Origin of the sequence: Halalkalicoccus sp. NIPERK01, assembly GCF_030287405.1 — an archaeon.
Taxonomy (GTDB): domain Archaea; phylum Halobacteriota; class Halobacteria; order Halobacteriales; family Halalkalicoccaceae; genus Halalkalicoccus.
The window spans coordinates 248,819-274,417 of record NZ_JASVVV010000001.1 but is presented as its reverse complement, the minus strand read 5'-3'; the positions used below and the strand labels follow the sequence as shown (position 1 = coordinate 274,417).

The window sequence follows — 25,599 nt, the reverse complement described above, 5'->3', positions numbered from 1 at the left end:
CCGAGGCGAGACTTCGGAACGCCGAACGGGTGGGTATATGTCGCTCCCCGTGGAACCCGTACCCGATGGAAGAGGACGTCCACCGATACGCCGGCGAGGAGGTCGACGTGACCTACGACGTGAACCGCTGTATCCACGTCAAGGCGTGCGTCGAGGGGCTCTCCGAGGTGTTCGACCCCGAGGAGCGCCCGTGGATCCAGCCCGACAACGCCGATTCCGAGGAGGTGGCGTCGGTGGTCTTCGACTGTCCGACCGGCGCGTTGCACGTCGAAACCGACGGCGTCGACGAGCCGATCCCGGAAGTAAACCGCATCGGCGTCGTTCCCGACGGCCCGCTCTACCTCCACGGGAAGATCGAGATCGAAACCCCCGAGGGCGAGCCCCTGCTTTCGGACACGCGGGTCGCGCTGTGTCGGTGCGGGGCCTCCGGAAACAAGCCGCTCTGTGACGACAGCCACGCGGAGATCGACTTCGCGGACGATGGCACGATCGACGACGGAGAGGCGGTGACCGACGAGGACGCGCCGAACGACACCCTCCGCCTGACGCCGGTCCCCTCGGGCCCGTGTACGGTCAGCGGGTCGTTCGAGATCGAGGGTGCCGACGGGGAGAGCCACACCGGCACCGAGACCGCGCTGTGTCGGTGCGGGTCCTCTAGCTCGAAGCCCTTCTGTGACGGCACCCACAGCGAGGTCGGTTTCACCGGCGAGGACACTGGCGAAGTGAACCGAACCGGCGAGGAGCGCCTCTGATTCCGATCCGCGCCTGCCGCCGCGGACTACGGCGCGGCCGTGTCGGCTCGCAACCGGTCGTAGTATTCACCCGGCGGGCCCACCCACGCGCCCATCTCTATGGCGCGCTCGACCAGTCGTTCGTAGAGCTCCCGGTAGCCGGGGAACTCCCGGTCGTCGAAGTACCGCGGGTGCCAGAGGACGGTCATCACGGCGTCGTTCTCGCGGGCCTCCTCGAGGAGGTATTCGCACTCGTCCCACGCCTCGTCCGTGTCCGCGGGCAGGCCGACCTCCATGATCGTCAGCGGGAAGACCAGAAAGTCGTCGTCGAACGGCCGGATCGGGCGGTACCCGTGTGAGAACCCGCAGGTGGTGCTCGATCCCAGACTCGTGTCGTAGGAGAGGCCCATCGCCGCGTGGATCCGCCACGTCTCGGGGGGGTCGAGCCGGAGGTGGTGCTGGCGCACCCCTCGAATCGGGTGGCCCAGCACGCCCTCCAACACGCCCTTCTCGTGGCGCAGACGCTCCTCGTCGCGTGCGGAGTCGTACGAGCCGTGGAGGCCGACCTCCCAGCCCCCCCGATCGAGCCGGCGGATCACCTCCCGAATTTCGGGAGCCGTGACGTCGTAGCGCCCGAGGTGTTCGAGCCACCGACTCGGGCCGGCCCACTGACGCGGGGGCTTTTCGAACAGCGAGGGCTCGTTCAGGAAGTAAAACGCCGAGCGAACGCCCAGACGTTCCTCGAGGCCCATCAGCTCCTCGAACTTCCAGTAGGGGTTCTCCCCGGCGAGCGCGCGTCCTACGTGGGAGGGGTCGCGCTCCGTGATCGCGTCGTGGAGCCACTGGTAGGTCTTGTACGGCCGGTCCACGTCGTGGGTGAGACAGACCGCGAACTCCCCCGGGTCAGTCATCGTCGAGGGCGGCGACGATGCGTTCCGCGGCCCGGCCGTCGCCGAAGGGGTCGGGCTGGGGCGGGCGCTCGCCGTTCTCCCTGAGCGCCTCGCGGATCAGGTCGGGGTCCGCGCCGACCAGTCGGTTCCAGCCACACTCGACGGTCTCGTCCCACTCGGTCTCCTCGCGCAGGGTGACACACGGCGTCTCGAGCATGAACGCCTCCTTCTGGGCGCCCCCCGAGTCCGTCGCGACCCGTTCGGCCCCGTCGAGCAGGCGGACGAAATCGAGGTAGCCGACGGGTTCGATGAGGTGGAAGTCCTCGCCCAACTCGGCGTCGAGACCCAGTTCGGCCATCCGCTTTCGGACCCGCGGGTGGGCCGGAAAGACGACCGGAAGCGGGTGTTCGTCGAGGGCCGCGAGGATTCGCCGGAGGCGCTCGCCGTCGTCGGTGTTCCGGGGTCGGTGGACCGTCGCGAGGACGAACCCGCCGGACTCTACGGGAAGGTCCGCGAGGACGCCCCGATCCGGGCGATCGGCGACGTACTCGCGGGCCCACCGGATCGCGTCGTACATCACGTCGCCGGTCAGCACGACGCCGTCGGTGATCCCCTCGTGCGCGAGGTTCTCGACGGCCTGTTCGGTCGGGGCGTAGAGCACGTCCGAGATGTGATCCGTCATCACCCGGTTGAGCTCCTCGGGCATCGACCGGTTGTAGCTTCGAGTTCCGGACTCGACGTGCGTGAGCCGTGGCGGGAGCTTCGCGGTGGCGATCGCCGCCGCGAGCGTCGAGTTCGTATCGCCGTAGACGATCACGGCGTCGGGCGATTCGGCCTCGACGATGTCCTCGATCTCGGCGAGCATTCGCCCCGTCTGCTCGCCGTGCGATCCCGAGCGAACGTCGAGGTCGTAGTCGACGCCGGGGATGTCGAGTTCCTCGAGGAACACGCCCGAGAGCGTCTCGTCGTAGTGCTGGCCGGTGTCGACGATGACGTTCTCGTAGCCGTTCCCCTTGAGCTCCCGACAGACGGGAAAGAGTTTGATGTACTGTGGCCGCGTTCCGATGACGTTGAGTACTTTCATTCGAAGTCGAATCCGTATTCGCGTCTCATTCGTGGATCTGTTCCTCGAGGTGCTCGTTCTCGCGCATGTCGACGGTCATCGCGGCGACGAGCATCGCCGCGCCGCCGAAGAACAACGACAGCGACGCGAGCAGGCGGTCGAACGCCCCGTCGCGTCGGGCGCTCCGGGCCGACTGGGCGAGCGCCGCGAGGCCGAGCGCGCTCGCGAGCGCCCCCAACCCGTACAGGAGGACGAACGGGTGGAAGTCGAAGACGAGGTACTTGACCTTGAGCCGCCAGAGGAAGCGATGGGCGAGGAGCTTCGAGAGGCGCGGAACGAACCGCGAGTAGACGATCGTGCTCCGCTCGTCGCCGTAGCGCGCCGGCATCGCCACGTCCGCGACGCGCATCCCCCGGACGTTGAGCGCGATCAGCATGTCGTTACAGAAGCCGTAGTCCTCGTAGAGGCGCTCGTACTCGATGGTCTCGAGCGTCTCCGCGGAGATGGCGGTGTAGCCGTTCTGGGGGTCCATCGTCTTCCAGTAGCCGCTGGCGACCTTCGTCAGCAGCGTGAGGATCGAGTTGCCGAAGAATCGCCAGCGCGACATCCCCTCGCGGAACTCCCGAAAGAGGAGGCGATTCCCCTTCGCGAAGTCCGCGCGCCCCTCGACGACCGGGTCGACGATCCGGTCGAGGATCGCCGGGTCCATCTGCCCGTCGCCGTTCATCACCGCCACCACGTCGATGTCGTCCTGGAGCGCGCGGGCGTAGCCGTGTTTGATGCTCCCGCCGACGCCGCGGTTCTTCTCGTTTCGCAGCGGGACGACCGGCCGCTCGAAGACGGCCGTCCCGCCGCTGGTCATCGCCCGGGTGTGGGCGTCGTTCTCCCGGCGGGCCGCCTCGCGGATCTCCCGCCAGGTGCCGTCGGTCGAGCCGTCGTCGATGACGTACACCCGGTCGACGAACGACGGCACCGTCTCGATCACCCCGCCGACGAACCCCTCCTCCTCGTAGGCCGGAACCACCACGCCGATCTTCTTTCCCTTGTACATGGTCACCTCCGCACAGCGAGCGGGGCGCGCTCGGTCGGCGGCCGGCGTCCTCCGCCGGAACCGCCGACAGTTCCCCTGTCGCATGCGCCTCGTTGCCGGCGACGGACCGTTGTTATCCACCCCTTGTCCGCGTGCCGGGGTCGGCGTCGAGCCCCGGCGGATCTAGCGCGGCGTTACTCCGCGTGTATCGGTGGCATAACAAGGTGTAGATCGGCTGTTACGTACGCCGAGATGATCGGGAAAACGCTCTCCTCGGAGGAGGAGTCGGACGAACGGATCGACGGCGAGGAGCGTCTCCCGTCGGTTCCGGCACCGCTGTCGCGGTTCCTGCTCTCGACGAACCGGCTGAGCGACGAGGACGTCTTCGAGATCCTCTACAACCCGCGGCGGCGCTACACGATGGAGTTCCTCCACCGCCGCGACCGACCCTGTTCGATGGAGGAACTCGTCGAGCACATCGCGGCGACGGAGAACGGCGTCCCGATCGGGGAACTCGACAACCAGCAGTGTCGCCGAGTGTACGTCTCGCTGTACCAGACGCACCTCCCGATGCTCGACGAGGCGGACGCGATCGAGTACGACCAGGAGGCCCAGCGGATCGCACCCGGCCCCGCCGCGACGGAGTTGCTGCCGTATCTCGACACGCCCACCGAACGGGAGGTCCCGTGGCGGACGTACTACCTCCGGCTGTTTCTCGCCTACGCCGCCGTCGGCGGGGCGGTCGCGGTGGGGCTGGTCCCCGCCCCGTCGTTGCTCTCGCTGACGTTTCTGGGCGCGGTCCTGTTTCTCGCGGTCGCGTTCCTCCACGGAACCCAGCGACGGACGTGATCAGCCGTTCGTCGGGTGTCGGGCCGTTTCCGAGAGCGATCCCGGTTTCGAGACCTGCCCCACCCGCGCGACGTTCCCCCCCTTTTCGGCCACGTCGACGATCACGTCCGTGAGGTTGACCTTCGTGGAGAGGTACTCGCGGCGGCGCTCGGCCATCCGCTCGGGGACGGCCGGATCGGAGAGCAGGTCGCGCGCCCGATCGAGGACCGCCTCGAACTCGGCGACGTTCTCGATCAGGCCGGCGCGTTCGAGCTCGATGAAGTTGCCCATGTCGTTCTCGCCGACGAAGGAGTTCGAACGGATCGCGGGCGTCCCGAGCAGGCCGGCCTCCGTGACGATGGTCTGGGAGTCCGCGACGAGCAGTCGCGCCTCCGCGAGCGCGTCGTGGAGCAGCGCGGGGTGGGCGTCGAACGGCCTGCCCGCCGTTCGATCGAGGTCGAGCGTGCCGCCCTCGTCGGAGACGAACACCGTCGCGTGCCTCGCGAGGCGGTCGATGAGTCGGTATCGCTCCCGCGGGGTGAACCCCGAGTGGCTCACGTCGTGGTGCGAGCCGAAGGCGTTGAACCGCAGGATGACGTAGGGTTCGTCCGCTTCGACGCCGAGTTCCTTTCTGATGGCCGGGTCCGGCGTGAACACGTCGGGGTGGAGGTACGCACACTCCTTGTAGCCCGCGAATCGGTAGTGGTTCTTCCCCAGTTCCTTCCGGAAGGCGTCGGGGGTGAGGATCGCCCGCGCGAACGGCCGGGAGATGAGGTGATCGAGCGACGTCGGCTCGGAGTCGAGCAGGAGGACGGTCGGCGTGCGCGAGAGCGCCCCGCTGTGGGCCGCATACGCCCCCATCCCAAAGATTAGGTCCGGGTCGAACCGCCGGACGAACGGGAGGATCCGCGCGTAGTGGCCCGGCAGGTTCCGCGCCAACGAGTACTTCGTCGTCCCGCAGGAGCCGTAGACCCGATACGGCAGGTCGTAGTACTCCAGCAGGTCGATGGTACAGCCGTAATCGCGCGCCAGCACGCGGACGCGATGGCCCGCCCGGGCGAGACGCTCGACGGCGTGTTTGTACAGGTGGACGTGGGCCGGCGTGTTGGTGAAGAAGACGTACTTCATGCCGTTCGGTCGTGATTTGGCGTCGGATCACCGTAATTAGAGCCACCTTTCCTCCCGGGAACGTTCCACCCCGGGAGTAGGGACGGCATAACAAGCCCGTTCGTCACCGAGTTCCCAGCCATGCTACAGGAAGGGACGTTGGAGCGTTCGCGCGGTCGGTCGACCGATCTCGGTTCGCAGTTGCTCGAGGAGACGCTCCGGTACTCGCGGGTCCGTGACTACCGGGGCTGGGACTACTGTGACGGGATGAGCAGTCTCGTCCTCCGTGGGATCCCCGTCGAGAACAAGTGGCTCAACCTCGCGGTCCAGGAGACGGTGAAGCGCGCGCCCGTGAACATCCGGCCGTACCTGCTGGTCGAACAGCGCCGTAACTACAAGGGGACGGCGCTGTTCGCGATGGCGAACCGCAACGCCGCCCGCCTGTTCGACGAGGAACGCTACGAGGCCGAGGCTATCGACCTGCTGGACTGGCTGATCGACAACCGGCTCGAGGGCTACAGCGGGTTTTGCGGCGGACACCGCCACTACATCCAGCACCTGGATCGGGTCGGCCGCCCCGAGGACCCCGACGTCGTCTCGACGAGCTACGCGGTCCAGGCGCTGCTCTCGGCGGCGGATCTCGACGAGCGGTACCCCGAGGCGGTGCGGACGACCCCCGAGTGGGTCCGAAACGAACTCGAATACACCACGCGCGAGGACGGCACCGCCCGCATGAAGTACGTCCCGACCCACGGCGACGACTACTACACGCTCAACGCGGTGGCGCTCGGCGCGCGGACGCTCACCGACCTGGGCGATCACTTCGGGGACGACGAGCTACTGGAGATGGCGCGGCGACTGTTCGACTACGTCGTGAGCTGTCAGGCGGAGATCGGCGGCTGGATGTACCGCGACCCGCCCGAGAGCTCGCACCTCTCGATGGACGGCCACCACAACGGGTTCATCATCGAGTGTCTGCTCCGGTACGCGGCGGCGACCGGGTCCGAGCGGTACCGGGAGTCGATCGACCGCTCGAGCGAGTTCTACCGCGAGGTCCTGTTCAACGAGGACGGCTCGCCCAACTGGGACGAGACCCGGACGTACCCACAGGACATCCACGCCGTCTCGCAGGGGATCCTCGTGTTCACCGCGCTCGACGACCTCGAGTTCGCCGGGCGGATCATCGACTGGGCGCTCGGAAACCTCTACGCCGGGGGCGGGCGCTTTTACTACCGGAAACAGCGCTTTTACACCCGGCGGATCACGCTGATGCGCTGGTGTCAGGCGTGGATGGCCTACGCCATCTCGTCGTACCTCCTGAAGCGCGAGGTCCCCGACAGTACGCCCGTCTGCGGGCTATGACCCGCGTCAAACTCGAGGGGATCTCCGACGGACGGATCGACGCCACCGCGAACGGGACGCTCCTGCGGGAGGGCTCGGAGGGGCGTGGGAAATTCGATCGAGTCGGTCGAATCCCGAACCCGGCGGCCGGAACGGAGCGCCTCCGACACGGACTCGTGAGCAGCGAGCCGTGGAAGCCGCTGCTCGAACGGGTCGTCGGGGCCTTTTCGGCCGGAAACGTCTGGCGGCTCTCGGAGACGGCACTGCTCTCGACGACCGGGCGGTGGCTGCTGGCCTCGCACGATGGAGGAAGGTCGTGGTCGGTTCGCCGAACGCTTCCCGACTCCTCGGGGCCGAAGGGCGTCCTCCCGACGGCCGTGTGTCGCCACGCGGGTGAGGTCTACCTCGGGGAGTACCCCCTCGATCACGGGACGGTTCCAAAACTACTTCGCTCGCGGGACGACGGCTGGACGTGGGAGATAGTAGGAGAATTTCCCGGCGTGCGCCACCTCCATTCCGTCCGGTCCGACCCCTACACCGACGACCTCTGGATCACGACCGGCGACCGCGACGAGGCGTGTCGAATCGGCCGCTTTCGCGAGGGGGTCTTCGAGGTCGTGGGCGGCGGCAGCCAGCGCTGGCGCGCGGTCGAACTGGCCTTCACTCCTACCCACGTCCTCTGGGGGATGGACAGCGTCTACTCGCCCGAGAACCACGTTCTGAGGCTCGATAGAACCGAGGTCGGGAGGTCGAACCCGGAGCCCGAAACTGTCCACACGCTCGGCGAGTCGGTGTTCTACAGCGCGGCGCTCGACGTCGACGACGAGCGCTGGGTCGTCCTCTCGACGAGCGTCGAACCGGGGAGCGACTCGACGGCTCCACCGGGGAGTCCGAGAAACGACGCCTCGGGACGCGCGCGGGTCGTCGCCGCGTCATCGGCGTCGAACTTTGCCGAGTGGCACGAACTCGCCGCCTACCGCCGTCGCCGGACCCTCGGCGAGTTCTGGAATCCCTGTGGTGTCTTCCCCCGGTCGAGCGCGTACGTCCACCTCGCGGCCGACCCCGAGCGCGGCGTGGTGCTGAACCCGTACAACACGGCCAGTGCGGACGGCTCGCTGGTCGTGATTCCGCCCTCGCGGTTCGCCGCGCTGTCGGCGGCGACGACCGACCCCGTCGTCGGCGAGTGAGAAACCGGGAGTCGACGCCCGGTGCGGGGTAAGTCGCCCATAACAATGCGCGAAACCGGTGATGGTGCGAGCGACCATGGCCGTCGACACAGCGGTGATCGGTGCGGGCGAAGTCTCGGACAGCCACCTCTCGGCGTTGAAGGGCAACCCCCGGACGAACCTCGTCGGGGTCTGTGACATCGACGAGGGACGGGCGAGGACCGCCGCGGAGAAGTACGACACGGACCCGTATTTCGACCTCGATGACCTCCTCGAATCGGTCGATCTCGACTGGGTCCACGTCTGTACGTCGGTCCAGACCCACCTCCCGCTCGCGGAGAAGGCGATCCGTGCCGGCGTTCCGGTGCTGGTCGAGAAACCGACCACCGAGACGGTCGCGGAACTCGACGAACTCGCGGCGCTCTCCGAGGAACACGGCGTCCCCGTCTCGCCGGTCCACCAGCACCTGTTCGACCCCGCGATGCGCGACGCCCGCGAGCGGATCCGGTCGGGCGAGATCGGCGCGGTCCGCGGCGTCGACCTCGTCTACACGGGCCACACCCGGCCCGATGAGGCGAACAGGGGGACGTGGGTGTTCGACCTCCCCGGTGGCGAGTTCGAGGAGGGGCTTCCCCACCCGCTGTACCTCACGCTCGGGGCCGGGGGCTACCCCCGCAGCGAGGACGACATCAGCGCGCAGACGAGCCTCTACGACGACTACGGGGGCCGATTCGACTACGACTCGGCGCAGGTCCAGTACGCCACCGAGGAGGGCGCGCTCTGTAGCGCGACGATGCTCGCCGGCGGCGCACCCAAGCGGATGATCCACGTCCACGGCGAGGACGCCTCGCTGATCGTCGACATGATCCTGCAGGTCGTCCACCAGGTCGAGGGCGAGTACAAGGACTCGACGGTCGGGAAGGTCAAACAGAGCCTGAAGTACGCCGGCGGCCAACTGGCGGGCCTCGCGAAGAACGCCGCGCTCGTCGCCCACGCGAACTACAGCGACGAGTGGGAGCCGAAAACGAGGATCGACCCCCACAAGTACCAGATCGACCGCACGGCCTACGCCCTCCAGCACGACCTCGCGATGCCCGTCCCCCTCTCGGAGGCCCGGTGGACCATCCGGCTGATGGAGGCGCTTCGCGAGGCCGCAGAGCAGCCCGCCCCGATCGCGATGACCGAATAAGCGGACCGCAGAGCCGCGAAAGCGCCGTCCTCGCTCCCGGCGACCCGCATCTCCAATGTCAGTATCACAGAAGATCATCGGCGGCTTGAAAGCGCAGCTCGTCTCCGAGGGCGTCCGCGTCGTCGCGAACGGGCTGGTCATCGTCCTGCTCGCCCGGGAGTTCCTCAGCCCCGAGGAGTACGGCCTGCTCTTTCTCGCCATCTCGGTGTTCGGGGTCGCGCTGCTGTTCAGCCAGTTCGGCATCGCCAAATCCGCCGCTCGCTACGTCGCCGAGTACCGCGAGAAGGATCCCGGACAAGTGCCCCACATCGTCCGCACCTCGCTTCTGTACCTCGTCGTCTCGATCCTGCTCGTGGGCGGGACGATCACGCTGTTTCACGATCGGATCGCCGCCCTCATCGGCGAGCCCGCGCTCGCATCCCTGCTGGTGTTCGGACTCGGCTACATCGCCTTCGAGACGCTGCGGACGTACCTCTCGCACGTCCTGCAGGGGTTCAACCGCATCGCGCTGAGCGCGGCCGTCGGCATCGTGGGCAACGTGGGCCTCATCACGTTCATCCTGCTGTTTCTCGCCCTCGGCGGCGGAGCCGTCGGCGCGTTGCTCGGCTACATCGTCGGCTACGGGCTGGCGTGTGCGGCGGGACTCGTGATCGTCTTCCGGCTCGTCGGCGGCTACGAGCGCGCGAGCGAGGTCGGCCACGACCTCCCGCGGCGCATCCTCGAGTACAGCGTCCCCCTCACGGCCACGGGCGGGGCGAACGTCCTCTACAAGCAGGCGGATACGATCCTGATCGGCGTCTTCCTCACGCCGGTCGCCGTGGGCTACTACACGCTCGCGAAACAGATCGCGGACTTCGTCATCGCGCCCGCGAGTTCGCTCGGCTTCACCGTCGCGCCGACCTACGGCGAGCACAAGGCGAGCGGCGATTCCGCGTCGGCCGCGCGCATCTACGAGACCACCTTCGAGTACGTCGTTCTCCTGTACATTCCCGCGGCCGCGGGCCTCGTCATCGTCGCCGAGCCGACGATCCGCTTCGTCTTCGGGGCCGACTACCTGGGCGCGGTCCCGGTCATGCAGGTCCTGAGCGGCTTCGTCGTCCTCCAGGCGATCGACAAGATCACCAACGACGGGCTGGACTTCCTCGGACGGGCGCGGGCGCGCGCGATCTCGAAGGGCTCGACGGCCGTTCTCAACTTCCTGCTCAACCTGCTCCTGATCCCGTGGATCGGCGTGGTCGGGGCGGCGATCTCGACCGTCTTCGGTTTCACGATCATGGTGCTGTTCAACGTCTACATCATCCACCGCGAACTCGGCCTCTCGATCCCCCGACTGGCGAGAAGCGTCGGCCTCGTCTGTCTCGTCACCGCCGGGATGTGCGGGGTCGTCCTATTCTTCCTGCCGTACATCACGAACGTCTTCTGGCTGTTCGCCATCGTCGGCCTCGGCGGGCTCGTCTGGCTGACCCTGTCGGCGCTCTGTGGCCTGCTCGACGTCCGGGAGGCGGTCTCGGCGCTGCGCTAGCGTATACCGTCGGCTGTACGTCGTTACGGAGCCTCCCGCTACGGGGTGGAAAGGATCTTCACGGAGTCATAGCCGACGGTATCACTGCACTGCCCGATACGCGTCCGGCAGGTCGACGCGCTCGCTCACCGTCCGCATGGTCTCGACCGCGAGCGACGAACGCTCGCGGCGCGCCGCGAGGTGCGACAGGACCGTCCGCAACCGGTCGGAGTCGCGTTCTGCCAGCAGGTTGTTCGGGTGGAGCCAGAGGTGACACACGCCCTCGGACTCGAGGGCGCGGTCGATCCCCGCCTTCGCCTGTCGAACGACGGGGTCGCCGACCGTCGGTTCGAGGAGCGAGCGCGCGATCCCCTCGAACCCGAACAGGTCGAGCGACGCGGGCAGGTTCACGAGGCCGTACTCGTCGACGGTCGGGGAGACCAGCGGCGGCGCGCTGCGGACGACCGCCGCGTCGAGGAGTTTACCCGTCCGACGCATCGGAACCGCGTCGAACCACTGGTCGGGTCGGACCCCCCGATAGCTCCGAAACCCGTAGGCGGCGAGGACGTCGCGGTGGCCGACCCTGTTGCGCGGAAAGACGAACGAGCGAAGCTCGACGCCCATCGAGGCGGCCGCCTCGATGCTGGCTTCGACCTCCGCGACCGCCGTCTCGCGGCTCGTCTCTCGATTCCCAAACTCGACGTGCGAAAAGCCGTGACAGGCGATCTCGTGGTCCACGTCGGCGTCCCGGACCGCCCGGACGAGGTCGGGACCGAACCAGTCGTCGTGCTCGCCCGCGCTCCCGCCGGGGTCGCGGGCGAACCAGTCGGGCGAACCGGGATGCTCGGCGTGGGTGCCGTCGCACTCCTCGAGAAAGAGGTGGCCGACGATCGCCCACGTCGCCGGGATCGAGAACTCCTCGAGGATCGAGAGGAGGCGTGACCATCCCGGTCTGGCGGCCGCGATCCGCTCTCGTGGCGGGTCCGGCCGGTCGTGAAACCCCCAGGCTAGCTCGGCGTCGATCGACAGGACGACTGTTCCCATTATACGACTCACATCGAACGAGGGGGGCTTTGTAATCCCGTCCCTATCGACGCGACGAGTCGTAAGGCGGGCCCGACCGACGCCGTCGCCCGCCCTGCGGGGACCGCAAGGACCGACTACCGCTAGGGGAGGGATAACAATCTGCCGGCGGTGTGTCTCGATCACATGGCCCGAGCAGCCGAGGCGGGAGGACGGGCGGACCGATACGCGTTCCGCCTCTTCGAGCCGTCCGACCAGGAGGCGTTCGTCTCGCTGTACGACGAGACGTTCGGCGACGGCAGCGAGGAGTGGTTCGAGTGGAAGTACACGGAGAACCCCGCGGCGGGTTACGTCCCGATCGTCGTCGCCACGCACGACGGCGAACTGGTCGGGGCGCGCCCGTGCGTCCCGTTCCGGATGCGCGTCGGCGACCGGACCGTCGAGGCGGTCCGGTTCGGCGATACGATGGTCCACCCGGACCACCGCCGCCGGGGGCTGTTCACGCGGATGTCCCAACGGACGATCGAGTACTACGCCGCGCTCGATACGGCCTTCGGGTTCAACCACCCCAACGAGAACTCGCTTCCGGGGTACCGGACGATGGGCGGACGCGTCGTCGGGCGGTTCCCGGTCGCCTACCGCGTCCAGAACCCCGCCGCCCTCGCCGGCGGACGGCTCGACGGCCCGGCCGCACTGGGCGTCTCGGCGGCGACGCCGCTGGCGCGGGCGTACCTCGACGGTCGCGCTCGCCTCTCGCCGTCCCCCGACTCGGGGACCGCCGTCACCCGCCACGCGTCGACGCCCGCCGAGACGCTCGCCGCGCTCTCCGAGGCCGGGCCGCCCGAGGGGATCCACGCCGAGCGGACCGCCGAGTTCTACGAGTGGCGGTTTCGGAACCCCCAGTGGCGCTACCGGACCTACGTCGCACACGACGAGGGGCCGGTCGCCGGCATCGTCACCGGCACGCGACGTGTCGGCGACGCGACGGTCACGACGCTCGCGGAGGCCGTCCCGATGGCCGGAAACGGGGCGCGTCGGGAGGCGTTCTCGACGCTGGTGGACCGGATCGTCGAGGACGCGGCCGACGCCGACCTGCTCGCGTACACCGGTCGGGCGATCCCCGGGGGCGTCCTCGCGGCCGCCGGTTTCCACCGCGACGATCGGCCGCCGCTGTCGTGGCTGGCGCGTCCGAACCTGCTGGTCGCCCACGAACTCGGCGGCGAGGCGTACCACGAGTGGAAGGTGGCGGGGGTGAACCTGCTGGATCCCTCGAACTGGTCGCTCTCGTTCTGCGAACAGGACGCCCGCTAGTCGTCCCCGCTCTCGGCGACGAGTCTCTGGTAGACGCTACAGTACCCGGCGTGATCGAAGCGGTCGCGGTCGTTACAGACGTCGGCGCGCATCGGCGAGACGAACTCCCCCGATGCCCCGCAGTACGCCCGCGGGTGGTCGAACTCGTGCGATTCGTCGTGCGTTCGGTATTCGAGGTACGGACACACCATACGCCGCCGTTGGACGGTGAGCGGGTTTGTTATGGCGGGGATACAGCCTCAGTCGATTCCGAGGATCGCGCGCGCCTCCTCGGGCGTCGCGATCTCGCGTCCGAGGCGCTCGATGACCTCGACGGAGCGCTCGACGAGCTGGGCGTTGCTCTCTGCGGGGCGGCCCCGCTCGAAGTAGAGGTTGTCCTCCATGCCGACCCGGACGTGGCCACCGAGGAGGACCGCCATCGTCGTCAGCGGGAGCTGGTGTCTGCCGGTCGCGAGCACGTTGAACTCCGAATTTTCGGGGAGGTTGTCCACGAGGTTCAGCAGGTTTCGGGGGCGTGGCATCGAGAACGTGCCGCTCCCGAAGATCAGGTTGATGTAGTAGGGCTCCTCGAGGAGGCCGAGGTCGATCAGCCGGTGGGACTCGTTCAGGTGGCCGTTGTTGAACGCCTCGAGTTCGGGTTTGATCCCCCGCTCGCGCATCTCGCGCGCGAGCGACTCGATGTTGTGGCGGGTGTGTTCGGTGATGATGTGCTGTCCGCGGTTGAACGGTCCCATGTCGAGGCTCGCCATCTCGGGGGGCGGGTCGGTCCTGATCCCCCGCACGCGCGACTCGTAGGCGCTCTGGCCGCCGGTCGTGTTCTGGATGATGACGTCCTCGCACTCATCGCGGATCGCGTCGTTCACGGCCTGGAGGTGCGCCGCGGAGTTCTCGCCGTACTCGTCGCGCCCGTGGACGTGGGCGATCGACGCGCCGAGTCGCTCGCAGTCGCGCACGTCGCGTGCGATCTCCTCGGGCTGTTCGGGGAGGTTCGGGTTGGCGTCCTTGCCGTGGACGCCGCCGGTCGTTGCTACCGTCAGGATGACTTTCTTGCCGGCGAGGTAGTCGTCGTACGTCATGATCGTGTCACGGAGGGACGCCGCCAGCGGGGGTACCTTCCTCTCGTCCCCGTATCGCTATCGTTATCGGGGACCTACGCCCGAAGCGTCGCCCTTCCCCTCCGGTCTCGCGCGTGGACACGGGAGCCGAGCCGCGCCCCCCGGCTAGCCCGGGGATAACTATGGGTCGGCGTTCTAGTCTATAGAACGATCCAATGGTCCGTTCGTACATCCGACAGGGACGAACCCGACTGGGTATCGAACGCCGCCGGCTGGCGTTTCGCGCCGGCCTCGAGACGCGTCCGGTCGACCCGGCCCGGATCCGGCGGGCGCTCGAACCCGACAGTCGCGTTCTCTTTTGCTGTACGGGCAACATCTGTCGGAGCCCGCTCGCGGAGCGCTACCTCCGGGCGCGGGCCGACGGGGCGGGGCTGAGCGCCGAGTCGGCGGGGTTCCTCGACCGGGAGGGGCGATCGAGCCCCGACCTCGCCGTGACGGCCGCAGCGGAACACGGGATCGACCTCTCGGCCCACCGCTCGGCGCACGTCACGCCCGCGCAGGTCGAGCGCAGCGATCTCGTGTTCGTCATGGACGCGCGCAACTACCACGCCTTCCTCTCCCGGTTCGGCGACTCGCGCTCGAAGGCTTACCTCCTCAAGCCCGTCCTCGAACGGGACGGTGATCCGAACCCGCTGGAGATCGAGGACCCACACCACACCGATGCCGAGACGTTCCGACGGGTGTTCGGAGAGGTGGTCGCCGCGGTCGACGAACTCGTCCGGGTGGCAGGGACGTGAGCGTCGTCGTCCCGGGCATCGACACGCCCAGCAGCACGGCCGCCGTCCGCTCGCTCGGCCGCCGCGGGGTCGAAACGGTCGTCGCCGAACGCCGCCCGACCCCCGCCGGCGCGTCGAAGTACTGCGGCCGCCGGGTACGGGTCCCCTCGCCGACCGAGGACCTCGCGGGCTACGGCGACGCGCTGCTCGCGCTCGCCGCCCGGCCGGAGACGCTGACGGTCGTCCCCCTCCGGGAGGCCGACGTCTACGTCCTCACGACGCGCCGCGGGGAGTTCGCTCCACACATCGCCACGCCGTGGCCGGACCGGGGGACGGTCGCGACGGCCCAGGACCGCCTCCGGCTGTTCGAGGTCGCGCGGGCGGCCGGCGTGTGCGTCCCGCGGACCGCGCGACTCGAGGAGTACGACGGGTGGACGACCCCGACCGTGGTCAAACCCCGCTACACCGTCCTCGAAACCGATGGGCGACTGCTCGAGCCGTCGGTTCGCCTCCTCGAACGGCCGACGGAACCCGACCGCGAGGCGCTGCGCGCGGAGATGCACCACAGCCCGCTCGTCCAGGAGTACGTCCCCGGCGCCGAGGAACTGGGGTTTTTCGCCCTGTTCGATCACGGCACGCCGCTCGCGACCTTCCAGCACCGCCGGCTCCGCAGCTACCACTACACCGGCGGCGCGAGCGTCTACCGGGAGTCCATCGACGACCCCGAAGTCGCGTCGGCGGGGCTGGCGGTGCTCCGGGCGCTCGGGTGGCACGGCCCGGCGATGGTCGAGTTCAAGCGCGACGCGCGCGACGGCTCGCTCGCGCTCATGGAGGTCAACCCCCGCTTTTGGGGCTCGCTCGCGCTCGCGATCCACGCCGGCGTCGACTTCCCGTATCACTACTACCGACTCGCGGCGGGCGATCCCGTCGGCGCACCTGACTACGAGGTCGGCGTCGCCTCGCACGTGCTGCGCGGTGAAGCGGTCTACCTCCTGAGCCTGCTCGGGGAGGCGGACGCGCCCGGCGAGCACCCGGCGCTCGGTCCCGAACTCGCGGCCGTCCTGCGCTCGCTCGTGACACAGCCCAACTTCGACTACGCCTCGCGCGACGACCCCCGACCGTTCCTCGTCGACCTGCGGAACACGGCGCGGGCGGCGCTCGATCGGGTACGGCGAGCCTAACCGCCGGCGACGCTCCCCCCGATGAGTGGTACGCAGTGACAAACCCGATACGCCGCCAATAACAATCCGCCGTACCCCCGTAGTGAGATGTGCCGTGGACGACCCCACGGCCGACGCCCAGACTCGGAACCCCGTCCCCGCTCCCGTTCGGGTGCGGGGCGGTGCCTCTGTCCGACCGACGAACCGCTCTCGAATCGAACCCACACGGCCCACGGACCCGGGGATCGACGTGCGACCCGGAACCCACACGCCGGAATCGGCGGCGCGCCGTCGATCCGCGGACCCGCCACTCCTGTTTTATCGCGTCGAGGAGGACGACTGAGCGGGGAACTAGCCGGACCGCTTGGCGACGAGTTTGTAGCCGCTCCGTTCGACGTCGAGGAGGTCGACGATCCGTTCGACGCCGAGGCTGCCGTCGAACGGGCGGGCGGTGATCCGTTCGGAGATCACGTCACACACCTCGAAGCCGGCGGCGTCGAGGGTCGTGACGAACCGACGGTACTCCGCGTCGCTCAGCAGGTGGGGGTGGATCTCGACGAACAAGACGAGCGGCCCGCTCGCGCGCAGCACCGATTTCATCCCCTCGACGATCTCCGTCTCGTAGCCCTCGACGTCCATCCTGACGACGTTGACCGACCCGGGCGCGATCCCGTTTTCCGCGAGGTAGTCGTCGACCGACCACACGTCGACGGGTCGGGTCTCGCCGGTCAGCGAGAGCGCCTCGGCGTAGGCCACGCCGCCGTCGGAAGCGAGTCGATTGCGGTTCGAGTGGGAGGAGCGCTGCAGGAGCGCGCGGCCGGTCGTCGGGCCGATCGCGGCCGGATCGACGCGAATCCGGTCGGCGTAGCCGTTTCGCGCGATGTTCTCGCGGAGCAACGGCAGGTTCCGCGCGTCGGGTTCGAAGGCGTGGATCTCCGCGCGCTCGCCCAGCGCGCGGGCCTCGGCCAGCGCGAAGTAGCCGATGTTGGCCCCGATCTCGAGGACGCGAACCGGGCCCTCGACCTCCGCCCGGAGCGCCCGGAGCTCGCGCTCGAAGCGTTCGACGGTGGTCTGCTCGCGGGTGCGATAGAGGAACAGCTCCCGCGAGATCCCGTCGTCGGTCAGGTCGAGCGCCATCTCGAGGCCGCCGATCGAGCAGACCGGCGGGTCGTCGGCGGTGCGGACCAGATACCGCAGGTAGTGGTCGTAGGGTCGCCACCCGGTCACCCCGGCGACGGCGTAGGCCGCGAGCGCGCCGATCCGTCGCTGGCGCGCGAGCAGCGTCGTCTCGCTGATCTTCCACTTCGCGAACTCCGACACCAACGCGGGGTCGGCGATCGCCTTGCGCACGCGCTCCAGCAGGATCATAGGTCGTCGATCAGTTCCGCGGTGAGTTCGGCGACCTCGGCCCGCACCGCGGTCGAACGACTGCGGTCGGGTTTCACGTCGTCGCCGTCGAGCGAGTCGACGTACGCGAGGATCGCGTCGGGCTCGCGCGAGTGGTAGAGCCGCCCCTCCTCGCGGAGCTGGCGGTCGACCGAGAGCAGCGGCCCCGGGAAGAAGGAGACGGCGGGTTTGTCCATGCAGGCCGCCTCGCGCGCCATCGTCCCCGAACCGGTCAGCACGCACTCGGCGTGCCACGCCAGATCCAACCCCGAAAGCGCCTCGTCGGGGACGAACACCCGGTCGTCTGGATAGCCCCGTGCGAGGCGCTCGTCGCCCCGGCCCCGCGGCAGGTAGACGACGTTGTACCCCCGTGCGATGGCCCCGTCGAGCAGGTCGAGGACGAGCGTCCCCTCGCGCTCGTCGACGTACGCCGCGGTCAGCGCCTCGGGCCTGACCACGATGTACTCCGAGAAGGGGAGGCGGTCGGGGAACCCCGGGTCGGGCTCGAAGCCGGCGACGGAGACGTCCTCCTTGTAGCCGTCGTAGGTGTGGATCCGGTCGGTGGTGATCCCCCACCGGGTCAGCTCCTCGGTTCGGAAGGCGTCCGGCACGATACTGTGGGTCGCGCTCGCCTCGATCCGGTTGTAGAGGCGCTCGGCGATCAGCCCGTCGGCGTAGGCCGTGACGTCGTTGTCCGTGAAGTGGATCGAGGGCACCCCTCGGAGGTGGGAGGCCAGCACGCACATCGCGTTGCGCGCCGACAGCGAGACGTCACACGCGGGCATCCCGAGCGCGAGTTCCGCCGTGCGGAGGCCGATCCCGGCCTTCCGCAGCGTCGCCGACTCGAAGTCCCGGCCGATCACCCGGCCGTCGAACCCCGCCGCCCGGCTGAGCGCGACGGTCTCGGTCTTCCTCCGGACCGTCGGCTCGACCGAGAGCCCCGAGAGTCCCGAGAGCAGGCCCTCGAAGAAGGAGGGATGAGCGGGACTGACGAGGTCGACCCACGCGACCCGTCCCCCGCCGACCGCGGCGGGCGTCGGTTCCTTCGTCGTCGCATATGAAGTAGTCACGGTCCTCACCATCGGCGGAGCGGCGCATTGTTATCCACGCCTTACCGGTGCTCGACAGGCGGCCGCCACGACTTCGCCGTCCGGCGGAGGTACGACGCCAGCGCGAGACACATCCAGCCCTGGCTCCAGCGGATGTAGGGCGTCCGGTCGGTCAGCAGCCGACCGCGTCGGCGGTAGAAGTAGCCCTGGGGGTCGTAGAGGTTCGACAGCGTCCACTCGAGGATTCGCTCGGCGAAATCCGCGCTCTCGGCGCGCGGGCGGACGAACGTGACGATCGCCTGGGCGGCGGCGTGGACGTCCCGCGGGTAGGGCGTGTCGTGTTCGAACCGCGGCGCGCCGTCGGACTCGAAGAGGGCATCGCGGTAGAACTCCAGTCCCCGATGATAGGCTCGTTCGACGCCCTCGACGGGCGAGCGGGCCGCCATGTACCGGTCGAGCGACTCGACCACGAAGCCGGTATGGAAGTTGTCGTGGGAGATGTGCGATCGCTCGGGCGGGCAGGCGTAGTACCACGCGCCGCCCTCGACCTGCTGGGCGCGGACGAACGCCACCAGTTCGTCCGCCCGGCGGCCGAGACTGGCGTCGTCGGTGTGGGACGCCACCTCGGCGAAAAAGCCCGCCGCCAGCGCGTTGACGTTGACCACCACGAACGAGTCGTAGGGCGTGTAGGCGTACACCCGATAGCCGTCGACGCGTTCCTGGCCGATCTCACACCGAACGAACCGACAGACCGAGTCGGCGATTTCGAGCGCCCGCTCGTTGCCGGTGACCTCGTAGTACCTGAGGAACGCCCGGCCACAGAAGACGCTCACGACGGTCGAGGGGTGGTACGCCGGGACGAAGAACTCCCGGCCGTTCTGCCAGTCGAAGTTGTAGCCCCAACTCGGCTCCGAGGACGCGGGGGAGGTGTTGCGGACCAGCCACCCGAGGAGGCGCGTCGCCTCCGAGAGGTGTGCGTCGTCGCCGGTCACCTCGTAGAGGTCGAGGTACGCCAGCGCGAACAGGGCGATCCCCTTCGGATTGCGCTCCTTGGGGATCCCGACCAGCGGCCGGAGGTTGATCGGTGCCCACTGCACGGCGTGGATGCTACAGAGGCGAAACAGCCAGTTGCTGTCGGGCAGGATCGGCGAGTTGAGGCCGTCGTAGGGGTCCCAGCCCGCGTAGTCGTTCTCCCGCGCCCACCCGAGCGCGGTCTCACACAGATCGGTGACGGTTCGGGGATCGATCCCCCGCTCGCTCACGTGTCCACCCCCGGCGGGGCGAACGCGGTACCGTGTGGGCTATCTGCGGGAACAGCTGTGGGGCGTACGTCGGACATGGGTAGCGTGGCGGCGCCGGACGGAGCACCCGGCGGCGACACCTCCCCGGTCGGGGGCTTCGGTCCTTGTTATCCACCCCCTACGACCGAGGGCGGTCGAGGCGCGCCCGGACGCGGCGGTCAGACGACCGTCGGACGTTATTTTTTAGAATATAATATGAGAATATATATGGGATGCTGTTTCCTAGTAGACAAGATGATTTACAAACATACTTTTGTTCTTGATCGGCCGTTATCCGGTCGGGAACCGGCCCCAGCGGTCGTTTCCGACGGTTCGACGGCTATTTCAAGTCGGAATTATTGGCACTTTATCGACATCAGAACCGTCCCGAATCGCCGCTCAAAGGTTGGATTTTCAATATCTTTCGACGAGTAGGCCGACGATACGCCGCCAGTCCTCGCGCGCGCTGGCGTACGAGAACTCCGAGCGGACCGCCGTCGCCCGCTCGCCGAGGCGGTCGGTTCGCCCCGGATCAGCCCGTAGCCCCCGCAGCGTCTCGGCGACGGTCTCCGGGTCGCGTTCGGCGAGCAGCACCGCGTTGTGGCCGTCCTCGACGACGTCCGGGATCGAACCGACCGGCGGCGCGACGCAGGCCAGCCCCGAGGACATCGCCTCGATCAGCGTCAGGGGCAGCGCGTCCCGCCGCGAGGTCGAGACGAACACCCGCGAGCGGTGGTAGTACTCGATCGGCGAGTCGACCCAGCCGGGCAGGTCGACCGACCCGGCGAGGCCGTACTCCTCGATCCGGTCGCGCAACTCGCCCTCGAGCCGACCCGACCCCAGCATCGCCGCGCGGAACCCCTCGCCCGCCCGGTCCAGCACCGCGAGCGCCTCCACGAACAACAGGGGGTCCTTCTCCGGGCTGAACCGCCCCACCCAGACGTAGTCGTACACCCGCTCCTCGTCGGCGGCCGGCACGTACGTCTCGACGTCGACGGCGTTGGTCAGCACGCAGACACGCTCGGGGGCGTGACCGAGGCCGTGGAGCTTCTCGACGTGCGTCGGGCCCGGCACGGAGAGCGTATCGAACAGGTGGAAGAGTCGCCGCGGGAGCGCCCCGTACCACGCGTCGGCGTGGTGGTCGAGGTCGATCCCGATGATCCCGAGGTGGGCGGGATAGCCGTAGAGCGCCTTCAGCGCCAGCGCGAGACAGCCGTAGGGGAACAGCGAGACGGAGACGACAGCGTCGTACTCGCCGCGATACCCCTCGTACAGCGCCCACGCCGACAGCAGGAACAGCCCGAGGTAGTGGTGGCCGAACGTCGGCACGACGGTCGTCTCGGCGTTCTCGACGCGCGCGTCGGCGTTCAGACAGAGCAGTCTCGTCCCGTGCGTCACGTCGGCTAACGGCCCGTAGTGGCGCTCGAACCGGCCCGCATCGGAGTGGTTGGCGAGTACGAGCACCGAGGTGTCCTTGGTCATGGTACGGTCGGATCGGCGCGCGAGGGGGCACGGCCGAACGTGACGGGTGATGTGGTCGGGCCGTCGTTGTTATGCCCGGACTAGCGGGATAGCGAGACGTTACCGCGGGTCACGAGTGTCGTTTGGTCGGTGAGAGCGGGAATCGTCCGTCGACCGGATATGTCACTGTTCCGAACGGCTGCCTGCCACTGCCGGCCTCGCCGACGGGTGCCGAAAGGGGAGCCGAACGCGGCGGCGCATCGGGACCCCTTCAGAACGGGCATATTCAGCCGATATGGGGGATTTCAGTGGTATCGACGACGACGGATGAAAGATCTTCCTCCGATCGTGAACAATATATTAGCGTTTTCGTTCCGTGAAAAACACCTGCCCGATCCACACGGAATGGATATGACAGTCATAGTTTATTGACCCTCCGCGAGAGTATGACTCAGCGGGGGAAGGTGACACTAGTCCACCGTATCACATGAGCTACGAAACGTACACGGATGGGAACGACGAACCGAACGCGGACGGATCGGCCGAATCGGACGCGATGCTCGACGGGATCAAGCAACTGCCGGGTTACGAGTCGCTTCAGGCGCGCCTCCGGCCCTCCCGATCCGGCCAGCGACCCACGAAGGACGACGTCTTCGACATCCTGCGGAACCGCCGCCGCCGGTACGTCCTCGAGTACCTGCACGACCACGAGGGGGTCGTCGAACTGAGCGAACTCGCCGAGGCGCTCGCGAACTGGGAGAGCGACGAAGACACCTACATCACACACCGGGACCGAAAGCGCGCGTACGTCTCGCTCTACCAGACGCACCTGCCGAAGCTCGATCGCGCGGGCATCGTCGAGTACAACCAGCCGAGGGGGACCGTCGAGCTCGGCCCCGACTACCGATATCTGGAGGGATACCTCCACCGCACCCACGGCGGGACGCTGCTGTGGCACCGGCTCTACCTGTTCGGGAGCGTCGCCGGGGTGGGCGTCCTCGGTCTGAATCACCTGGCGGTGTTTCCCTTCGCCGCCGTGCCCGACGTGGCGTGGTTCCTGCTGGTGCTCGTCGTGTTCGGGGCGATCCTGATCACTCACTCGCTCGTCGCCCGCTCCGCCGTAGCGATGGAACCGGACCTCCTCGACTGATCCGGAACGCGGGGTGGCCGTCCGGCCCGCCCATACGTATCGTCTACCGAACGATGGAGCCGTGGAGCCATCGCGTTTCCGCTAGTAAGTCGGGAGTACTGGTAGTGCTGGCCGTCCAAGCGGGCGTCGGGGCGGGCGACCCACGGCCCGGACCGAACGACCCCTTCCCTGACGAGTCCGGCCCACCCCGGTTCGCTCCGCCCCGACACCCGTGCCGTTCTTTTCGGAGCGAGGGGTTCTCCCGTGGCCGCCCGTTCCGAGGGCGGCGACGGTCGCTCCCGCGGGCGGTGGTTCCCGGGCCCGATCAGAGGTCGATCCGTCCCGACTCCTTCTCGCTGAACTGTTCGGACTCCCACTCGCGGCGCGCTTCGATCTCCCGGCACCCGCGTTTCGTGATCGAGTAGAAGTTCGCCCGGCGGTCCTGCTCGCCCTTCTCGATGAGCCCCTTGTCCGCGAGGGTGTCGAGGTTGGGGTAGAGACGGCTGTGGTGGATCTCCTGTTCGTAGTACTCCTCGAGATCCCGCTTTATCCCGAGTCCGTTGGGGTTTTCGTAGCCGGCGACGACGTACAGCAGATCGCGTTGGAACCCCGTCAGATCGTGCATGGAATCGCCATCAACCGCCAGCCATAGTAGTATATGGACGTTAGCGACGGGTGGTGTCCCTACCGATGACGCGGACGGACGGGCGAGCGTGTAGGCCGACGCTACGGGTCGACGACGGCCGCCGGGCGCGCGCATCCACGTCAGTAGTAGTAGATCTCGAAGTCGTTCTCACAGCCGCGGCAGTCGACGTACGTTCCCTTCAGCCTCGCCACACGGTCGGCCGAGAACCGCGAGGAGTCGCAGTCGACGACGGCCCTCGTGGTACAGTACGGACAGTACACGGGGAGTTCGCTCGGTCGCATACCTAGGAGGGAGGACGCCGCGTCCGATAGTTATTCGTCGCCTTTCGGGCCAGGGGCCGGCTTCCGGCCGCCGGTGCTCGATAGCCCCGGATTACCGGCCCTGGAGCGCGGCCAGATCGGAGAGCGTGATCACGTCGAGTTCGCCGGCCTCCCGTCGGTCGGTGATGTACTGCATGATCCCTTCGAACTCGGGAAGGGTCGTCTCGGCGGGGATTTCGTGCCAGAACAGCGCTCCGACCCCGCCCCACTGGACCAGCGTGTCGACGTACTCCCGGGCCGCTTCGAGCGAGCGGTGTGAGGCCCGGCCGACGTGGATCGGGTTCCGGGGGAGTCCGTACCCGGGGTCCCCGCCGACCATCGCGTAGGTGTGGTACTCCTCGACCAGCGCGTAGCCGGTCCGGTCGTACGAACCGTACGTGTACGCGAAGAACTCCGCGCCCTCCTCGAAGCCGTTGTCGATGAGCCACTCCTTCGCGCCGCGGATCTGGGCCTCCTGCTCCTGCTCGGAGAGGTCACGGAGGTTCGCGTGGGTCATCAGGTGGCTCCCCACCTCCCAGCCCGCCTCCTGCATCTCCGTGAGCTGTTCGACGGTCAGTCGACCGTCGCCGAGGTTGGCGGTGTTGACGAACGTCGTCGCGGGGATGTCGTACTCGGTCAGTATCGGCAGCCCGTTCGTGTACTGGGTCTCGAAGCCGTCGTCCCACTGGATCATGAGCTTCGGGGTCTCCGGCATCGGCTCCAGGTAGACCGAGTCGACCCAGAGCGTGCCGCCCGCGTTCTCGTCGAATCGCGTCTGGATCCGCAGGGTGTCTATCGCAGCGAGGTCGGGGGCCGTGTCGTCCCACTCGTAGATCCCCAGATCGAGCGGCATGAACTCCGTCTCGGGGTCCGTCTTGAAAAAGCGGGTCCGAAACCGCATCCGGTTCCCGTCGACGTCGGTGACGATGACGTCGACCGCCTGCGAGGGCTCTGGGGAGTGGACCCGGCCGACGATCGAGAGGCGCCGGTCGGTGAGGTCGAGGTCGAGCCCGGTCCGGTCGATCCTGAGGACGGGATCGCGTTCCCCGTCGAGGCGGGCGGAGACCTCGCCGGTGACGGCGGCCTCCCTGTCGGGCGAGAGGTTTCCCGCCGCGAGGTCCCACTCGTGAATATCCCGGAAATCGAACAGGAGTTCGCCGTCGGATCCCTCGTCCGCGTCGGACGGGGGCGCTCCGTCGTCCGCCTCGTCGGGCCCGTCGTCGTCGGAGCCGATCTGGTCGGGCAGGGTCGCAGTGCATCCCGCGACGCCCAGCGCCGCGACGGTAGCGAGAAACGTGCGTCGGTTTCGACTCATAGTGGTCGGTGAGGTATCGGACCTTCGGAGGATTGTTATCCGCCGCGTGCGACACAACGCGCGGGTGAAAGCCGGAACTACCGCCTCACGGGTGGCCCTCCGACGAGCCGTCGTTTCGTCGCTCGCGCGCCGGGGCCGGTGGCGATCGGTCGTTCGCGTCCGAACGGTCCCGTATCGAGGTGGAACGCGGGTCGTTCCCCCGCTCTAACCGACCGTTTCGCGACGTTCGAAGCCAGTTACTATGCTACTAGCCGCCGTACCGACCGGTATGGACCGTCCTACACGGCCGGCACCGCCGGAGAGCGTCGAGGAGGGGTTCCCGGCGGCGGTACACGAGGAGATTCTCGAAGGGGACGTCGGGACGCTCGAGGACCTCCGGGAGTGGATCGACGACCTGGTCGCGTACAAACGCCGACTGCTCACGGACGGGGACCTGTCGAAGGTGACGGTCACGAGGACGACCGGGGAGGCGGTGCTCGCGAACCTATCGGAAGAGGAACGCGCGAACGTGGAGATCGGTGGCCTGCTGGGGTCGTTCGCCTGGAAACTCGTCGCCTGTGGGAACGAGCGCTGTGAGTGTGCGAGCGGTCGCCCGACGGACCTCCACGGACCGTTCCTCCAGCGTCACTACCTCGACGGGTCCGGCCACCGAACGACGGAGTACGTCCCGCGAGGCGACCGACGCCAGGGGTTCGTGACGCGCGTCGCCCCGGAGCCGTCGGCCAGCGAACTGCACGAGGCGCTCGATACGTGAGCTATCAGGGTTAATACGGTATTACACCACCCTTCGGTGGCCGTAACGATCGGATAATTCGGTTCGACGGGTGACGGGTGTCGGCGGCCGGTGGCGGTCATCGCGATCG

The 25,599-nt window shown here is 68.2% G+C and carries 25 protein-coding genes; 11 read left to right on the top strand and 14 right to left on the bottom strand.

The features are described from left to right. Positions 1-65: 65 nt before the first annotated feature. Positions 66-752, top strand: a complete 687-nt coding sequence (locus QRT08_RS01430; protein ID WP_286043805.1) for a CDGSH iron-sulfur domain-containing protein — start codon at positions 66-68, stop codon at positions 750-752. Between the two features lie 26 nt (positions 753-778). Here the strand turns inward: QRT08_RS01430 and QRT08_RS01425 are convergent, their stop codons facing one another. The 3 genes from QRT08_RS01425 to QRT08_RS01415 are packed head-to-tail and all read right to left on the bottom strand — an operon-like array spanning position 779 to position 3,735. Continuing rightward, complete coding sequence (locus tag QRT08_RS01425; RefSeq protein WP_286043803.1) at positions 779-1,642, bottom strand: polysaccharide deacetylase family protein; 864 nt, start codon at positions 1,640-1,642, stop codon at positions 779-781. Beyond that, the gene (wecB, locus tag QRT08_RS01420) at positions 1,635-2,705 is read right to left on the bottom strand and encodes a non-hydrolyzing UDP-N-acetylglucosamine 2-epimerase (protein WP_286043802.1); all 1,071 of its coding nucleotides are present in this window, start codon (positions 2,703-2,705) and stop codon (positions 1,635-1,637) included. Before wecB ends, QRT08_RS01425 begins: the two co-directional genes overlap by 8 nt. Positions 2,706-2,730: 25 nt before the next feature. After that, complete coding sequence (locus QRT08_RS01415) at positions 2,731-3,735, bottom strand: glycosyltransferase family 2 protein (RefSeq protein WP_286043800.1); 1,005 nt, start codon at positions 3,733-3,735, stop codon at positions 2,731-2,733. Between the two features lie 231 nt (positions 3,736-3,966). Here QRT08_RS01415 and QRT08_RS01410 point away from each other — a divergent pair, with 231 nt between their 5' ends. Next, entirely contained in the window at positions 3,967-4,563 is a 597-nt protein-coding gene (locus QRT08_RS01410) for a DUF7344 domain-containing protein (RefSeq protein WP_286043798.1), read from the top strand. Here the strand turns inward: QRT08_RS01410 and QRT08_RS01405 are convergent, their stop codons facing one another. Then, a complete protein-coding gene (locus tag QRT08_RS01405; RefSeq protein ID WP_286043796.1) occupies positions 4,564-5,670 on the bottom strand; it encodes a hypothetical protein in 1,107 nt (368 codons plus the stop codon). Between the two features lie 120 nt (positions 5,671-5,790). Between QRT08_RS01405 and QRT08_RS01400 the strand changes: the two genes are divergently transcribed. The 4 genes from QRT08_RS01400 to QRT08_RS01385 all read left to right on the top strand — a co-directional run bounded on the left by QRT08_RS01400 (position 5,791) and on the right by QRT08_RS01385 (position 10,867). Further along, on the top strand, positions 5,791-7,011 hold the full coding sequence (locus tag QRT08_RS01400) for a prenyltransferase/squalene oxidase repeat-containing protein (protein WP_286043793.1): 1,221 nt from the start codon (positions 5,791-5,793) through the stop codon (positions 7,009-7,011). Continuing rightward, entirely contained in the window at positions 7,008-8,177 is a 1,170-nt protein-coding gene (locus tag QRT08_RS01395) for a beta propeller repeat protein (RefSeq protein ID WP_286043791.1), read from the top strand. The genes QRT08_RS01400 and QRT08_RS01395 overlap by 4 nt, the downstream gene beginning before the upstream one ends. 76 nt (positions 8,178-8,253) lie before the next feature. Then, positions 8,254-9,345 (top strand): Gfo/Idh/MocA family protein, encoded by a 1,092-nt coding sequence (locus tag QRT08_RS01390; RefSeq protein ID WP_286043789.1) that lies wholly within the window; start codon positions 8,254-8,256, stop codon positions 9,343-9,345. A 55-nt stretch (positions 9,346-9,400) separates the two neighbouring features. Continuing rightward, entirely contained in the window at positions 9,401-10,867 is a 1,467-nt protein-coding gene (locus QRT08_RS01385; protein ID WP_286043788.1) for a flippase, read from the top strand. Between the two features lie 81 nt (positions 10,868-10,948). Here the strand turns inward: QRT08_RS01385 and QRT08_RS01380 are convergent, their stop codons facing one another. After that, on the bottom strand, positions 10,949-11,890 hold the full coding sequence (locus QRT08_RS01380) for a polysaccharide deacetylase family protein (RefSeq protein WP_286043787.1): 942 nt from the start codon (positions 11,888-11,890) through the stop codon (positions 10,949-10,951). 165 nt (positions 11,891-12,055) lie between these two features. Here QRT08_RS01380 and QRT08_RS01375 point away from each other — a divergent pair, with 165 nt between their 5' ends. Continuing rightward, positions 12,056-13,180 carry a GNAT family N-acetyltransferase gene (locus QRT08_RS01375; protein WP_286043785.1) on the top strand — a complete coding sequence of 375 codons (1,125 nt, stop codon included), beginning with the start codon at positions 12,056-12,058 and terminating at the stop codon, positions 13,178-13,180. Here the strand turns inward: QRT08_RS01375 and QRT08_RS01370 are convergent. Both QRT08_RS01370 and QRT08_RS01365 read right to left on the bottom strand, forming a co-directional pair. After that, entirely contained in the window at positions 13,177-13,371 is a 195-nt protein-coding gene (locus QRT08_RS01370) for a hypothetical protein (RefSeq protein WP_286043783.1), read from the bottom strand. The two genes, QRT08_RS01375 and QRT08_RS01370, sit on opposite strands and share 4 nt — an antisense overlap. 48 nt (positions 13,372-13,419) lie before the next feature. Next, positions 13,420-14,256 (bottom strand): beta-keto acid cleavage family enzyme, encoded by an 837-nt coding sequence (locus tag QRT08_RS01365; protein WP_286043781.1) that lies wholly within the window; start codon positions 14,254-14,256, stop codon positions 13,420-13,422. A 194-nt stretch (positions 14,257-14,450) separates the two neighbouring features. Here QRT08_RS01365 and QRT08_RS01360 point away from each other — a divergent pair, with 194 nt between their 5' ends. Both QRT08_RS01360 and QRT08_RS18775 read left to right on the top strand, forming a co-directional pair. Continuing rightward, positions 14,451-15,032 (top strand): arsenate reductase/protein-tyrosine-phosphatase family protein, encoded by a 582-nt coding sequence (locus QRT08_RS01360; protein ID WP_286043779.1) that lies wholly within the window; start codon positions 14,451-14,453, stop codon positions 15,030-15,032. Next, positions 15,029-16,192, top strand: coding sequence for a carboxylate--amine ligase (locus QRT08_RS18775; protein WP_286043777.1), 1,164 nt, complete (start codon positions 15,029-15,031; stop codon positions 16,190-16,192). The genes QRT08_RS01360 and QRT08_RS18775 overlap by 4 nt, the downstream gene beginning before the upstream one ends. 330 nt (positions 16,193-16,522) lie before the next feature. On the opposite strand, the gene QRT08_RS01350 is transcribed toward QRT08_RS18775, so the two are convergent. The 4 genes from QRT08_RS01350 to QRT08_RS01335 form a co-directional block, all read right to left on the bottom strand. Next, the gene (locus tag QRT08_RS01350; protein WP_286043776.1) at positions 16,523-17,539 is read right to left on the bottom strand and encodes an FkbM family methyltransferase; all 1,017 of its coding nucleotides are present in this window, start codon (positions 17,537-17,539) and stop codon (positions 16,523-16,525) included. Beyond that, a complete protein-coding gene (locus QRT08_RS01345; RefSeq protein WP_286043775.1) occupies positions 17,536-18,639 on the bottom strand; it encodes a DUF354 domain-containing protein in 1,104 nt (367 codons plus the stop codon). The genes QRT08_RS01350 and QRT08_RS01345 overlap by 4 nt, the downstream gene beginning before the upstream one ends. A gap of 29 nt (positions 18,640-18,668) precedes the next feature. Further along, complete coding sequence (locus tag QRT08_RS01340) at positions 18,669-19,868, bottom strand: hypothetical protein (RefSeq protein ID WP_286043774.1); 1,200 nt, start codon at positions 19,866-19,868, stop codon at positions 18,669-18,671. Positions 19,869-20,300: 432 nt separating this feature from the next. Next, complete coding sequence (locus QRT08_RS01335; protein WP_286043773.1) at positions 20,301-21,368, bottom strand: glycosyltransferase; 1,068 nt, start codon at positions 21,366-21,368, stop codon at positions 20,301-20,303. A 466-nt stretch (positions 21,369-21,834) separates the two neighbouring features. On the opposite strand from QRT08_RS01335, the gene QRT08_RS01330 reads away from it, so the two are divergent. Then, positions 21,835-22,497: a DUF7344 domain-containing protein gene (locus QRT08_RS01330; protein WP_286043771.1), complete on the top strand. Its 663-nt coding sequence runs from the start codon at positions 21,835-21,837 to the stop codon at positions 22,495-22,497. Positions 22,498-22,801: 304 nt separating this feature from the next. Here the strand turns inward: QRT08_RS01330 and QRT08_RS01325 are convergent, their stop codons facing one another. From QRT08_RS01325 to QRT08_RS01315, 3 genes are all read right to left on the bottom strand, one after another. Beyond that, positions 22,802-23,101 carry a PadR family transcriptional regulator gene (locus QRT08_RS01325; RefSeq protein ID WP_286043770.1) on the bottom strand — a complete coding sequence of 100 codons (300 nt, stop codon included), beginning with the start codon at positions 23,099-23,101 and terminating at the stop codon, positions 22,802-22,804. A gap of 140 nt (positions 23,102-23,241) precedes the next feature. Then, positions 23,242-23,403 carry a hypothetical protein gene (locus QRT08_RS01320; protein WP_286043769.1) on the bottom strand — a complete coding sequence of 54 codons (162 nt, stop codon included), beginning with the start codon at positions 23,401-23,403 and terminating at the stop codon, positions 23,242-23,244. 91 nt (positions 23,404-23,494) lie between these two features. Continuing rightward, a complete protein-coding gene (locus QRT08_RS01315; RefSeq protein WP_286043768.1) occupies positions 23,495-24,736 on the bottom strand; it encodes a polysaccharide deacetylase family protein in 1,242 nt (413 codons plus the stop codon). Positions 24,737-25,004: 268 nt separating this feature from the next. On the opposite strand from QRT08_RS01315, the gene QRT08_RS01310 reads away from it, so the two are divergent. Beyond that, positions 25,005-25,490, top strand: coding sequence for a hypothetical protein (locus QRT08_RS01310; RefSeq protein WP_286043767.1), 486 nt, complete (start codon positions 25,005-25,007; stop codon positions 25,488-25,490). Positions 25,491-25,599 lie beyond the last annotated feature (109 nt).